The sequence below is a fragment of the Bacillus sp. AF62 genome (assembly GCF_050312695.1).
Lineage (GTDB): Bacteria > Bacillota > Bacilli > Bacillales > Bacillaceae_G > Bacillus_A > Bacillus_A cereus.
Genome location: NZ_JBNPJZ010000077.1, coordinates 1 through 13,165 on the forward strand (window position 1 = coordinate 1; position 13,165 = coordinate 13,165).

A 13,165-nucleotide genomic window follows, 5' to 3' on the forward strand; every position below is an offset into this window, starting at 1 on the left:
TGGGCCCCATTATCAAAACGTTACCGAAGAACGGGCATGGGCGGTAGGAACCCGCGATAGGACGAAAAAACCAAGGGAATTTATTTTATATTCATATACCAAGTTGGCTGTGATTTTATTTAGAGGAATGGTCAGCTTGTTTTGTTTATAGATTTACTTATGTAGCAAAGAGCATATATGATATAAGCTCTTTGCAAATTATATACTAAGAACCATACCAATTACGGTGGCTTTCAATTAAAGCATCGTGTGCAGCATCCCAATAGTTCACAGAGTAAGCGTAGTCATAGTTCATCATGCATTTGATGCCGCTACCAGAAGCATCATGCGATAATCCGTAATTGTGAGACCATTCATGTTGGATTGCATAAGGAGTAGAGGTTGTCCCTTGATCAAGCACAACGCTAATGCCACTTTGAGGTGCGGAAGAATAGACATAAGCAATGCCGCCAGCTGTAAATTTACTATCTTTGGTAAAACCAATTACGAAGTCGTATTGTGTATTGTTTTTCCATTCGGTATTTAAATCTGCTAAAAGTGCACTACTATTTGCGCCATCGGATTTCCAATTCGCGTATCCTGTCACAACAAAATTAATACTATGCTCGGCCCAGAAACTATTATCTGCTTTTTCTACCATTTGTGCAGTAATGGTTTTCCAATCGGGATGAGCGGCGCGATATTCTTCATCAGCGGCGATTAAAATAGTAACGGTACGAGTGGGAGCTAAAGCATGAAACAGAGAATTGGAACTTTCGATGTCCGAAAGCGAAAAATTACCAAAAGAAGAGGTCTCTTTCTGGATCACTTTTGGCAAAGGATCTCCTATGAAGGGTTGTTTGCTAGGAATGGTTTGCTGATGGATATCTATTTCTTGTGCAGAAACAGAAGTAAAAGGTACTAATAAAAGTGCACTACATGCTAAAGCCGTAATCATTCTTGTAAGATTCAAATGTTTGTCCTCCTAATAAAATAATGTTGTTCAAAAATATTATATGGAGATTTATTTATATTGGTGAGAGGACAAGCACCTCATTTAGAAAAGATGTGTGTGTAATTTTGAGAAAGCATTCATAGCGGGTACTTTTCTTATTTTAAGGAGGCGAAACGATATGTTGTTCAAAAGAAAAAGAAGGAACAGAATAAGAAAGTGAAGCAAGAACATAGAAACAGAAATAGTGAGGGTACAACAAATGATTGGTTGATTCACAATGCGATGACATCTAGTGTAACCCAATCCAGTTCGGATTACGGTGGCTATGATAGTGGTAGTCATTCGTCTTCTTGTTCATCGCATTCATCGTATGATTCAGGGGGTTCATTTGATAGTTCGTCAAGTTGTGATTGAGTAGCCGAAGGGCGATTTTTTATTTTGGAGGAGTATGAAGATGGGGAATAAAAACAACAACATGAAAGTCGGAATGGTTGAATTAAGAATGCAAGTTATTGGACTACAACAAACGATTGAAGAACTAATACGAAGAGGGATTAGCGATGAAAGCTGATATAAATCACGTGAGAGAAATAGCTGAACAATCTGTAATAATTAAAAAGATTAACGATAGTAAATCGGTAGGGATGGATTGTAAAGTTGGTATTTCATTAGATGGGAAGATATCGCTTGAACCTATAGTTGAACATACAGCCGATTCAATTAAATGTGGCGTGATTAAAGGGAGTGAGATAAATGGAACTAACTAAACAAGAACAAGCGGTTGTAATTGGTACATTCATTTCAATGCTAGGACAAGATCTTGTAAATGAACGCATCGATAAACAGAAATTAGAAAGGGTACTTCCTATCTTTAATGAAATGCAAGATAATACAACACCAAAGCAAAAGAGAGAAGCAATGATTAGTTTGCTTGGTAAAGTGGTAGAGGAATTCCTTGAGGATAAGGAGTGAGGATAGATGTTGTGGGTACTAGGGTATTGGATTGTAGGTTTGGTAGGTATGTCAATTATGTTACAACCAGTTTTAAGACGGATTGCGGAAGAATGTAAAGATGATCCAGCTCGTATAGGGATTGCAAGTTTGGTTATCATCATTCTCATTTGTGTTCTTACGCCGCTATGGCCAGCATTCTTAACAGTGAAGGTGATTAAGTTATGCAGTAAATGGAGTGGCACAAGTGCCAAGTAAACCGATGAAGCCATGCACTTCACCAATGTGTACAGCGTTAACGAAAGACAAGTACTGTGAGAAACATCAAGATAAGATACAGGAGAACACCAGACATTACGACAAATACATACGAAACAAAAGCTCACGTTCCTTCTACAACTCAAGACTTTGGAAAGATATGCGTGAGCTTATGTATCGTAGAGATTATGGCTTATGTGTGCAATGTAGAAGCAAGGACATCATTAAGATAGGTGATGTAGTCGATCATATCAGTCCTATTCGCGTTGATTGGTCAAAACGATTAGAACCGACTAATTTACAGACGCTTTGCCATGCTTGCCATAACAAGAAAACAAAAGAAGATGAGAAGAAATACAGAAGATAACTAAAAAGAAAGGGAAGCAAGCGTACCAGTATATCATGCTAGATAAACGGGAAAAGGCCCTAGAATCAGTCTAGGGCCTCCAGGATACTTGTTTAGGGAAACTGCATGTAACTTACAAGTTACAAATATAAGGATAACATTGAATCTATATAAAAACACGGATAAATTTGTCTTAAAAACGGACAAAAAACACCCCCGGTGTAAAAAAAGTAAAAGGCGGTTCCTTGGAGACCGCCGCCAAGCTTTCCGTGTAAAAAGTTCGTTTTATTTCATAAAAGGGGGTTCAGCTGAGGGAGGTGGTTCACATGGGAAGAAAAGCGAAGCCGATTCATTTGCATTTATTAGAAGGTAATACAAATCGATTGACAAAGGATGAAATTGAACAACGATTAAAAGCTGAAAAACAGTTACAAGCAAAAAAAGACAAGGTAAAGCCACCAACGTGGTTAGATTCAGTTGCAAAGAAAGAGTTTAGACGGATTGCTGGTGAATTATTAGAATTAGATGTTATTACAAACATAGATGTGAATGCATTAGCAACGTATTGTGATGCTTATTCTGACTATGTTGCATGCACCAAAATTATCCGAGAAGAAGGACTTCTTGTTGCATATACCAATAAGGCAGCTGAAACCAATAAAGTTCCCCATCCACTACTTACAAAGAAGAAACAGTTGCATGAACAAATGAAGGCTTTGGCTGTTGAGTTTGGTCTCACACCGAGTGCAAGAGCAAAAATTGTCATTCCAAATCGTAAACAAGGTCCGAAAACAAACGTAGAGAAGGAGTTTGACGTATAACATGATTAGACAATGGATGTTGGACTACTGTGATGATGTAATACATGGTGAAGTTGTTGCTTGTCAGAAGCATAAACATGCTTGTAAGCGATTTTTAAGAGATATTGAACGCGAAGGATCTGAAGATTTTCCTTATGTTTTTAAAGAAGAAAAAGCGCTCCGTTTTTTAAAGTGGATGTCTCTTTTTAAACATACAAAAGGAAAATTAGCAGGTCAGAGAATGGAACCACATTCCATACAAATTTTTGTGTTTAGCAATATTTACGGATGGGTTCATCGTAATACAGGATTAAGGCGTTTTAAAAAGGCGTATTGGCAAGTTGGACGTAAAAACGCAAAGTCTCAATCTTTAGCGTGTGTAGGCTCTTATGAAGCAATGGCATTTGGTGAAAATATGTCAGAAGTCTACATTGGTGCTACGAAAACAGAACAAAGTAAAATTGTCTGGAATGAAATTAAAGCACAAATGAATGGATGTGAAGATTTAAAAGGAAAGTTCAATATTGCGTATGGGAAAATTGAACACCTTAAAACGGATTCTTTTATTTCCGCGCTCTCAAAAGATGCGGGGAAATCTGGTGATGGCCTGAATGTTCAGTGCGGGATTATCGATGAGTATCATGCACACCCTACTTCTGAAATTTATGATGTTCTGGTGTCAGGTTCGGGCGCTCGTCCGAATCCACTTATGATGATTATAACGACAGCTGGTTTTAATTTGAGTCATCCTTGTTATCGTGTGGAGTATCAATATGTTTCAAAGATTTTGGACCCTAATATTGATATTGAAAACGAAGAATATTTTGTCATGGTTAATGAATTAGATAAAGATGATGAGATCACGAATCCAGAAGTCTGGGAGAAAGCGAATCCAATCCTATGTAGTTATGAAGAAGGTCGTTCTTTCTTAAAAGGAGAACTTCAATCAGCTCTTGATGTGCCTGAGAAAATGCGTAATTATCTCACGAAAAACATGAATAGATGGGTGGATAGGAAAGAAAATGGCTACATGGATATGCAAAAATGGAAGGATTGCAAGGAAACGGTGGAATTATCCGAATTAAAAGGGTTGGAATGCACAGTAGGTGTCGATTTATCAGCAAAAATTGACTTAACAAGTATTTCATTTGAGTTTAAAAAGGATGATAAGTATATCGTAATTAGCCATAGTTTTATGCCAGAAGATACGTTAGCTGAAAAGAGACAAACGGATAAAGTCCCTTATGATCTGTGGGTACAACAAAAATGGATCACAACAACACCTGGTGCAGTAGTTGATTATGAATATATTAAAACACATATTAGAAATATGGAAAAAGATCATACATTTAAAATTAAAGAAATATGTGCTGATCCATGGAATGCAACGCAATTTATGCAAGACATGGAGGCGGAAGGGTATACCATGATAGAAATACGTCAAGGTATGGCAACTTTATCAGGACCTACAAAGGATTTTCGTGAACAAGTGTATCAAAAGAAGGTCATCCATAATAACAATCCTGTATTAAATTGGGCAACGAGTAACGCGATAACAAAACAGGATGCGAACGAAAACATCATGTTGGACAAGTCAAAAGCAACAGAAAGAATCGATCCGATAGCGGCTGTCATCAACTCACATGTTCGTTGTATGCTGAATTCTGGCGAAATGGACTTAAACGCCTATATTTTAAGTCAAGATTTCTCATTTTAGGAGGCATGATATGCGATTTTTATACGTTTTTCTTACCATGTTAGAAGATATTTGTATCATTTCGGGGTTGTCCGTTATCATTGGGACGACTTTTTGTATGGCTCCTGTGTATGGGTGGTATGTACTTGGAATCACTCTTACACTGATCGGGGTGGTGATGGCGAGGAAATAGAGGGGGGTGAAAATATGATATTCCGGAATTTGTTTCGCAATCAGGATACGACCGATCTAAGAAATCCAGCACCTTGGTTTCGGAGTTTATTCAGTTATGAAGCAACGAGCGGAGAACGGGTTACCGTAGAATCTTCGTTAGGTGTACCAACGGTATACCGGTGCGTGAACATTTTAGCGAATAGTGTTGCGATGCTTCCGTTTCAAACGTTTAAAAAGACAGTGAAGGGAAGAGAACGGGATAAGGCACATCAAGTATCATTTGTGCTGGAAAGGCGTCCGAATCCGTACCAAAGTCCGTTTAAATTTAAACATGTAATTGAAACGCATCGAAACATGTGGGGCAATGCGTATATCAACATCCACTGGGGATTGGATGGAAGACCAAAAGAATTGTGGGTGTTGAATCCAGCTGTCACAAACCCTGTTATCGATGTAAAAACAAATCAACTGTGGTATTTTACGAGTCTTCCAGATGGGACACCTGTGAAACTAGCAGCTGACGATGTCATTCATCTCACGACATTATCGACCGATGGTCTGAAGGGAAAACCGCCGATTCAAGTCGCAAGAGAATCGATTGGAAGCTCACAGGCAGCGCAAAAGTTTAAGGGGAAATTCTATAGGAAAGGCGCGACCCATAGTGGGTTGTTAAAGACAGCGCAACCCCTGAATAAAGAAGCGAAAGACAAGCTTCGTGATGCATGGGAAGAAGCCAATACAGGACTCAGTAATGCACAGCGTATTGCGATATTAGATGCAGGTCTCGAATTTGAAAAAGTGGGTATGCCGTTAAAAGATGCCCAGTTTATTGAAGGAATGAAGTTTGATAAAGGCGAAATCGCAAATATTTTTAACATTCCTTTGCACATGATTAATGAGTTGGATCGTGCTACTTTCTCCAATATTGAGCAACAAGCATTGGATTTTATTCAAAATACACTCAGCCCGATTCTTATTCAGTATGAAGAGGAATTTTCTTATAAAGTCTTTTCTTTTGGTGAACAAAAACGATATTATCTCAAGTTTAATTTAACCAGTCTTTTACGGGCGGACCAGAAATCTAGAGCGGAGTTCTATAACATTATGTTAGATCGTGGTGTGTTCTCGATTAATAAGGTATTAGAACTAGAGGACATGGATGGAATCGGGGAACATGGGGATAAGAATCGCGTGGATTTAAATCATGTATCCATTGAAATTGCAGATGAATATCAGTTAGCGAAAGCAGGAGCGCCTAAGGGGGGAGGTGAAGAGGATGCATAATGTGTTTACCGTCAAAAATCAAACAGATTCTTCGGCGGATTTGTATATTTATGGTGATATTATCAATAATACAGCTTGGAAATGGGACGATTCGGATGTGATGCCGGAGGATGTGAAAAACATGTTAGGACAACTGGATGATAAAAGTAACCTGAATATCTATGTAAATAGTGGTGGTGGTTCTGTATTTGCTGGTTTAGCTATTTATAACATGTTAAAGCGTAATAAAGCTCAAAAAACTGTTTATGTAGACGGAGTCGCAGCTTCTATTGCTTCTGTTATTGCTTTAGCGGGTGACCGTGTTGTGATTCCTTCGAATGCTTTTCTAATGATTCATAAACCGTGGGCATATACGGCAGGGAATGCCAATGATTTTCGAAAGATGGCAGAGGATTTAGATAACATCGAGTCAGGAATCATGAATGTGTACAAAGAGAACGTAAAAGAAGGCATCGAAATGGAAGAAATTCAGCAATTAGTAGATGCTGAGACCTGGTTAAGTGGGGAAGAAGCTGAAAAATACTTCCATATAGAAGTTGTGGAAGCAAAAGAAGTCGCAGCTTGTAGCAGTGATTACTTTGATAAATATCAAAAAACACCAAATAAGATTGTAGCAAAGGCTCCTTCTATTTCAAAGAAGGATAATAACGAACAATTAAAAATACAAAACGCACTAGACCTGTTAGAACTGTAGGTCTATTTTTTGTGCCAAAACAAGGAGGAAATCCAGAATGGATAAACGTGAACAAGAATTACGTCAAAAAGTTGCTGATTTGAGAGCGAAAGCGGAAGAATGTAATAACAGCGGTAAATATGAAGAGGCAAAGGCAAAAATTGAGGAAGCAAAAAACGCGAAAAATGAATTGGATAATTATGTAGCAATGATGCAAATTCAAGTTTCTGAACCTGTAAACTCACAAGCAGGAGTCTTACCTCCAGCATCAGTTCAAAATGAAAATCCATCATACAAAGACGTATTTATGAAAGCGATTCGTGGTCAACATGTAAGCCAGGAAGAAGCAAGTGTGATGGAGGAATATAAAGCAGCACTATCTGAGAATACAGGTAAAGATGGCGGTTATATTGTTCCAGAAGATATTACGACAACGATTAATCAGCTAAAGCAAACAGTAGATAGCTTAGAACAATATGTAAATGTGCAACCTGTTTCAACAAACAAGGGAGCTCGTACATTAGAAAAGCGTGCGGCATCTACACCGTTTGCGCCGTTATCGGAGTATGGGAAGCCAAATGCCATGCAAGAAATTGCTTCTCCTGAATTTGATCGTTTATCTTATGCAATTGAGGATTATGCAGGTTTTTTACCAGTACCCAATGATTTATTAGATGATACAGATCAAGCGTTAGAAAGTTATTTACGTCAATGGATTGCGAAAAAATCGATTGCAACTCGTAATTATTTAATTTTACAAGAAATCAACAAATTAACAAAAATTGATTTAAAAGATTATAAAGGCATTAAAACAGCATTACATGTTACATTAGATCCAGCTTTCTCGGCTGTAGCAAACATTATTACAAACCAAGATGGATTCAATTACTTAGATCAGTTAGAAGATAAAAATGGACGCCCACTACTTCAACCAGATCCAACAAATCCAACTCGTAAGCTGTTCGGGGGGAAGCCCGTTATTGTGTTGTCTAATAAAACAATCGCTACAGATAAAGACGGAAAAGCACCTTTCATTGTTGGTGACTTAAAAGAGGCAGTTATTCTTTGGGATAGAAAACAATTATCTATCGATATGACGAAAGAAGGCGGAAACGCTTGGAGAACAAACACTTCTGAGTTTCGAGCAATCGAACGTGAAGATGTTACATTATGGGATGCAGAAGCAGTTGTATATGGGCAAATTACGATTGCGCCTAAAACAGGGGCTTAATAAGGTAGGAGGTGTCCTTCTTGGTACTAACAGTAGAGGAAGCGAAAAAGTATCTTCGTGTGGATGGTGATGATGAGGAAAATCTCATTACATCTTTCGTAATCGCAGCTGAAATCTATATTCAAAATGCAACACGTCAGGATGTGAAACTAGATAGCGTGCTTGCCAAATTGGCAGCTCGTATTTTAATCTCTCATTGGTATGAAAACCGTGAAGCGGTTGGGAAGGCTGAACAATTGGCATTTAGTTTGCAGTCTATACTCGTTCAGTTGCAGTATTGTGGTGGTGATGCAAGTGAATCCGGGTAAATTAGATAAACGTCTTACCTTTCAAGTGAAAGACGAGGAAGCAAAGAGCCCAGACGGTGATCAGGTAGAGAGTTATAAGGATGCTTTTACTGTATGGGGTTCTTTTATTTTTTTAAAAGGAAGAAAATATTTTGAAGCAGCCGCAGCCAATAGCGAAATACAAGGTGAAACAGAAATCCGATATCGTGCTGATGTGAATGCTGATATGAAGATGAAGTATAGGAACGTAATGTATGACATTCTTTCAGTTATTCCAACTGAAAAACACACTTTATCAATCATGTGGAAGCGTGGTGGAATGAATGGCTGATAGTGTTGATTTTTTAGGCTTTGATCACCTGATATCTGAATTAGAGCAAATGGGCCTACGTGGAGAAAAGATGGAAGATAAAGCTCTTGCAGCAGGTGGAGAACCTATTCGGAAAGCTATTTCCGAAATAGCGCCAAGAAGTGATAGTCCTAAAAGAGCAACAAAAAGTGAACCTTGGCGTACAGGCCAACATTTGCTGGATAATATACGAGTTACGAAGGCACGAATGGAAAATGGTGTAAAAACAATCAAGGTTGGAATAGACAAAGCGGACCGTTCCCCATATTTCTATGGAAAGTTTTTAGAGTGGGGTACTTCTAAAATGCCAGCACATCCATTTATAGAACCAGGTTTTAACGCTTCTAAAGCGGATGCAGTACGTGCTATGACAGACATCTTAAAGAATGAGATGAGGCTGAATGTATGATAAATTTACGACCTGAAATCGTGCAAGCTCTTGAAAATAATCAGGGGCTTGTTTCTTTATTAGGTGGAAAACGTGTTTATTATCGTAAAGCCAAAAACGCTGAAGAGTTTCCGCGTATTACGTTTTTTGAACTAGACAATAGACCAGATGGATTTTCGGATAATGAAGAAAGTGAAAGTGAAATCACATTCCAAATCGATATTTGGTCAAAAGGTAGTACAACAGCAATCCATCAAAAAGTAAATGAAATCATGAAAAGGATTGGTTTCTCACGTTATGCGGTAGCTGATTTGTATGAAGATGATACAAAAATTTTTCATTATGCGATGCGATTCGCAAAAGGAGTGGAGTTATAGATGGCTGGAGAAGTGATTAAAATTAGTTCGACTGTCGGTGTAGATAGCCTTGTTTACGCAAAGTTATTGAAAGATGATGCAACAGGTGTTGACTATAGTGCAGTGAAAGAAATGGAAGGCGCTGTAAAGATTAAAACCTCTAAAAAGGTAGCTTCTGAAATTATGTGGAGCGATAATAAAAAATCAGAAATTGCCGAGTCTGATGGGGAAGTAGAAGTAGAGATTGAACTTCGTAGTATTTCATTATCAACAAAAGCAGATATTGAAGGGTATCCGGAAGTGAAAGACGGTGTGTTAGATGAGAGACGCGAAGGTGAAAAGCCTTATGTAGCAATCGGCTGGCGTTTCTTAAAGGCTAATGGGAAATATCGATATGTTTGGTTATTAAAAGGGAAGCTTTCACAAGAGGAAGAAGAAGGCGAAACGAAGAAGGATAAGCCTAACTTCCAAACAACGAAACTCAAAGGCTCCTTTATTGAACGTGATTTTGATGATAGACCGAAATTTACAGCTGATGCGGATGAACCTACATTTACAAAAGCTATTGGTGATGGATGGTTTACAGCGGTATATGGCAAACAAACCAAGTAAAAGGGAGCAAAAGCTCTCTCTTTTTTATTAACAGGGGGAATAAATTATGAAGTTAACTTTACGAATCAATAAGGAAAAGAAAACGTTTCATTTACCAGAGTTCATTCCAGCTCGTCTAATCCGCCAGGCACCTGAGCTTGCTGATATTCCAAACAATCCTGGTCCTGAGGATATGGATAAAATGGTCCAATATGTAGTAAAAGTGTACGGTGAACAATTTACATTAGATCAATATTGGGACGGCGTGGATGCTCGTAAATTTTTATCCACAACTTCCGATGTAATTAATGCGATTATCAATGAAACTGTGGGAGCGGCTGGTGGTACCCCAGGAACTGGAGAAGAAACAAACCCAAACGCGTAGAGGGAGGAGGGCTCACGTTCAGTGAGTTTATGGATGAGCTCTACCTCTCTTTATTACGTCAGGGATATAAACACCATCATATCGATAATGAAATGGATATTTGGCATTATTTAAGGCTGATGCAAAAAGAACGAAGTCAAGAGAATCCAAGTAATGGAAGTGCGAACGACATAGAAGTTCCAGCTGAAAATATTATCTAACGGGGAGGTGAGAGATTGGCAAATGAAATGAATAATTTAGTTGTTAGGCTTTCCCTTGATAACGTAAACTTTCGGCAAGGTATCGCAAACTCAGGCCGTGCGGTTAGGACATTACAGAATGAGTTGAAATCTGTAAGTACAGGAATGGGTGGCTTCGCAAATGCTAGTCAACAAACGCAAGCGAAAATGAATACACTCAGCAGGCTTATTGAAGCGCAAAAAGAAAAAGTTAGAGCTTTGCGACAAGCCTACGATCAAAATAAAGCTACATTAGGTGAAAATGATGCAGCAACCCAGCGATACGCTTCACAGGTTAATAAGGCGGTCGCTGATTTAAATCGTTTTGAAAATGAATTAAAACAAGTAAACCGTCAAGCTGAACAAAAAGGGATGGATAAGTTAAACAACTCTTTAAAATCTCTACAGGCTGAATTTCAGTCTATTACAACAGGCATGGGCAGTTTTTCTAACGCAACTGAACAAACACGAGCTAAAATTGACGTTTTATCTCGTGTGGTAGATAAACAGAAAGAAAAGATTCGAGAACTTCAATCAGCGTATAATCGGGCCAAAACTGAAGAAGGTGAAGCAAGTCAGTCAGCGCAGCAATATGCCGAGCAAATTCATCGGGCAACAGCTGAACTGAATCGGTTTGAAACGGAATTACAGCAATCAAATCGTGAACTAGAACAACAAGGAAATAGACTTCTTAATTTTGGAAACCGAATGGAGTCATTGGGTAATCATTTACAAAACGCCGGCATGCAAATTGGCATGGTGTTTGGCGGAATGACGTATGCAATAGGTCAAGGGCTAAAATCAGCTGTCGAAGAATCGATGAACTTCGAGCAACAGATGGCTAACATAAAGGCCGTATCGGGTGCAACTGGACAAGAAATGAGTAAACTCTCTGAATTAGCTGTGAAGTATGGGGAAGATACAAAATATTCGTCTGTTGAGGCCGGAAAAGGGATTGAAGAATTAATAAAAGCCGGCGTTAGTTTAACGGACATCATCAATGGTGGATTAGAAGGGGCTCTAAACTTAGCAGCCGCAGGTGAACTAGAACTAGGAGAAGCAGCAGAAATTGCTTCTACCGCCTTAAATGCATTTAAAAAAGATGGTTTAAGTGTTACAGATGCCGCTAACTTACTAGCAGGGGCCGCCAACGCTTCAGCCACTGATGTACATGAATTGAAGTATGGTTTGTCAGCTTCCGCAGCGGTTGCGGCTGGTGCAGGTATGACATTTAAAGATACAGCAACAGCTTTAGCCGTATTCGCTCAGAATGGGTTAAAAGGATCAGATGCAGGTACGTCTTTAAAAACAATGCTCATGAGGTTAAATCCATCTACGAAAGAAGCATATAACAAGATGGCGGATTTAGGTCTTATCACATATAACGCGCAGGCTGGATTTGATTTCCTCGTGAAAAATGGTGTTACGCCAGCATCTAGAAGTGTAGGAGACATCGAGGTTGCACTAGAAAAATATGTCATGCAAACGGAAGGGGTAACGAAATGGAATGATAAGTGTGATACGACATTCCGAGAGTTAGCGACCAGTTCCGCGTTCTTATCGTCAAAATTCTATGATCAACAAGGAAAAATTCAAAGCTTAGAACATATATCTGGCATTCTGAAAGAATCCATGAAAGATTTAACAGACCAACAACGAAGTATGGCGTTAGAAACATTATTTGGTTCGGATGCAGTTCGTGGCGCAACGATTTTATTTCACGAAGGTTCACAAGGTGTAAACAAAATGTATACGGAAATGTCTAAAGTAACTGCTTTGGAGACAGCTAATACGAAAATGAACACGTTGAAAGGTCGTATCGAGCAATTGAGCGGGGCATTTGACACCATGAAAAAAACAATTGGTGATGCACTCGCTCCTGTGGTTAGTGCTTTTGTCGCTGGGTTGCAGAAGCTTGTGGATGGATTTAACTCATTACCAGGGCCAGTACAAAAGGCGATTGCCATTATAGGTGGTATTGTTTTTACGATAACCGCTATTGTAACAGCGATAGGAGTATTTCTTGGAGTAGTGGGGATGGTTGTTTCAGGAATTGGAGCTTTATCTTTAGCCTTAGCGCCAATTGGTGGAATTGCTGGAGCGGCAGCTGGAGCAGTTGGATTTTTAGGAAGTGCAATAGGGCTATTACTTGGTCCGGTTGGATTGGTAGCAGCCGCTCTCATTGGAACTGGAGTTGTCGCATATAAAGCATATCAGAAAGCAACAGAGGACAGTATTGCTTCA

General features: G+C 38.9%; 18 protein-coding genes and 1 pseudogene. 18 read left to right on the plus strand and 1 reads right to left on the minus strand.

The genetic code is table 11. The features are described 5' to 3' along the window. Positions 1 to 205: 205 nt before the first annotated feature. A complete protein-coding gene (locus ACQRBL_RS19050) occupies positions 206 to 952 on the minus strand; it encodes a zinc-dependent metalloprotease (RefSeq protein WP_023523308.1) in 747 nt (248 codons plus the stop codon). A 469-nt stretch (positions 953 to 1,421) separates the two neighbouring features. Here ACQRBL_RS19050 and ACQRBL_RS19055 point away from each other — a divergent pair. From ACQRBL_RS19055 to ACQRBL_RS19140, 18 genes and pseudogenes are all read left to right on the plus strand, one after another. Continuing rightward, a pseudogene (locus tag ACQRBL_RS19055) lies at positions 1,422 to 1,701 on the plus strand (hypothetical protein). Continuing rightward, entirely contained in the window at positions 1,688 to 1,906 is a 219-nt protein-coding gene (locus ACQRBL_RS19060; protein WP_023523304.1) for a hypothetical protein, read from the plus strand. Before ACQRBL_RS19055 ends, ACQRBL_RS19060 begins: the two are co-directional and overlap by 14 nt. A gap of 6 nt (positions 1,907 to 1,912) precedes the next feature. Next, positions 1,913 to 2,143: a hypothetical protein gene (locus ACQRBL_RS19065; protein ID WP_144640846.1), complete on the plus strand. Its 231-nt coding sequence runs from the start codon at positions 1,913 to 1,915 to the stop codon at positions 2,141 to 2,143. Continuing rightward, positions 2,133 to 2,510 (plus strand): HNH endonuclease, encoded by a 378-nt coding sequence (locus ACQRBL_RS19070; protein WP_043924719.1) that lies wholly within the window; start codon positions 2,133 to 2,135, stop codon positions 2,508 to 2,510. Before ACQRBL_RS19065 ends, ACQRBL_RS19070 begins: the two co-directional genes overlap by 11 nt. A 296-nt stretch (positions 2,511 to 2,806) precedes the next feature. Beyond that, a complete protein-coding gene (locus ACQRBL_RS19075) occupies positions 2,807 to 3,310 on the plus strand; it encodes a phage terminase small subunit P27 family (protein WP_080021150.1) in 504 nt (167 codons plus the stop codon). 1 nt (position 3,311) lies between these two features. Continuing rightward, on the plus strand, positions 3,312 to 5,006 hold the full coding sequence (locus ACQRBL_RS19080) for a terminase large subunit (protein WP_427735178.1): 1,695 nt from the start codon (positions 3,312 to 3,314) through the stop codon (positions 5,004 to 5,006). 10 nt (positions 5,007 to 5,016) lie between these two features. Then, entirely contained in the window at positions 5,017 to 5,178 is a 162-nt protein-coding gene (locus tag ACQRBL_RS19085) for a hypothetical protein (RefSeq protein ID WP_179860849.1), read from the plus strand. A 14-nt stretch (positions 5,179 to 5,192) separates the two neighbouring features. After that, on the plus strand, positions 5,193 to 6,443 hold the full coding sequence (locus ACQRBL_RS19090) for a phage portal protein (protein WP_411996723.1): 1,251 nt from the start codon (positions 5,193 to 5,195) through the stop codon (positions 6,441 to 6,443). Next, on the plus strand, positions 6,436 to 7,137 hold the full coding sequence (locus ACQRBL_RS19095) for a head maturation protease, ClpP-related (RefSeq protein ID WP_023523298.1): 702 nt from the start codon (positions 6,436 to 6,438) through the stop codon (positions 7,135 to 7,137). Before ACQRBL_RS19090 ends, ACQRBL_RS19095 begins: the two co-directional genes overlap by 8 nt. Before the next feature lie 37 nt (positions 7,138 to 7,174). Beyond that, positions 7,175 to 8,347 (plus strand): phage major capsid protein, encoded by a 1,173-nt coding sequence (locus ACQRBL_RS19100; protein WP_097984876.1) that lies wholly within the window; start codon positions 7,175 to 7,177, stop codon positions 8,345 to 8,347. A gap of 20 nt (positions 8,348 to 8,367) precedes the next feature. Then, positions 8,368 to 8,655 carry a head-tail connector protein gene (locus ACQRBL_RS19105; RefSeq protein WP_411996722.1) on the plus strand — a complete coding sequence of 96 codons (288 nt, stop codon included), beginning with the start codon at positions 8,368 to 8,370 and terminating at the stop codon, positions 8,653 to 8,655. Further along, the gene (locus ACQRBL_RS19110) at positions 8,642 to 8,965 is read left to right on the plus strand and encodes a phage head closure protein (RefSeq protein WP_411996721.1); all 324 of its coding nucleotides are present in this window, start codon (positions 8,642 to 8,644) and stop codon (positions 8,963 to 8,965) included. The genes ACQRBL_RS19105 and ACQRBL_RS19110 overlap by 14 nt, the downstream gene beginning before the upstream one ends. Beyond that, positions 8,958 to 9,392, plus strand: a complete 435-nt coding sequence (locus ACQRBL_RS19115) for an HK97-gp10 family putative phage morphogenesis protein (RefSeq protein ID WP_097984879.1) — start codon at positions 8,958 to 8,960, stop codon at positions 9,390 to 9,392. Before ACQRBL_RS19110 ends, ACQRBL_RS19115 begins: the two co-directional genes overlap by 8 nt. Then, the gene (gp17, locus tag ACQRBL_RS19120; RefSeq protein WP_098282414.1) at positions 9,389 to 9,748 is read left to right on the plus strand and encodes a tail completion protein gp17; all 360 of its coding nucleotides are present in this window, start codon (positions 9,389 to 9,391) and stop codon (positions 9,746 to 9,748) included. The genes ACQRBL_RS19115 and gp17 overlap by 4 nt, the downstream gene beginning before the upstream one ends. Beyond that, positions 9,749 to 10,339: a major tail protein gene (locus ACQRBL_RS19125; RefSeq protein ID WP_256426549.1), complete on the plus strand. Its 591-nt coding sequence runs from the start codon at positions 9,749 to 9,751 to the stop codon at positions 10,337 to 10,339. Positions 10,340 to 10,385: 46 nt separating this feature from the next. After that, positions 10,386 to 10,703: a phage tail assembly chaperone G gene (gene gpG, locus ACQRBL_RS19130; protein WP_411996720.1), complete on the plus strand. Its 318-nt coding sequence runs from the start codon at positions 10,386 to 10,388 to the stop codon at positions 10,701 to 10,703. Between the two features lie 29 nt (positions 10,704 to 10,732). Next, entirely contained in the window at positions 10,733 to 10,903 is a 171-nt protein-coding gene (locus ACQRBL_RS19135) for a hypothetical protein (protein ID WP_176545668.1), read from the plus strand. A 15-nt stretch (positions 10,904 to 10,918) separates the two neighbouring features. After that, the coding region (locus tag ACQRBL_RS19140; protein ID WP_427735185.1) for a phage tail tape measure protein at positions 10,919 to 13,165 on the plus strand (2,247 nt) is incomplete at its 3' end.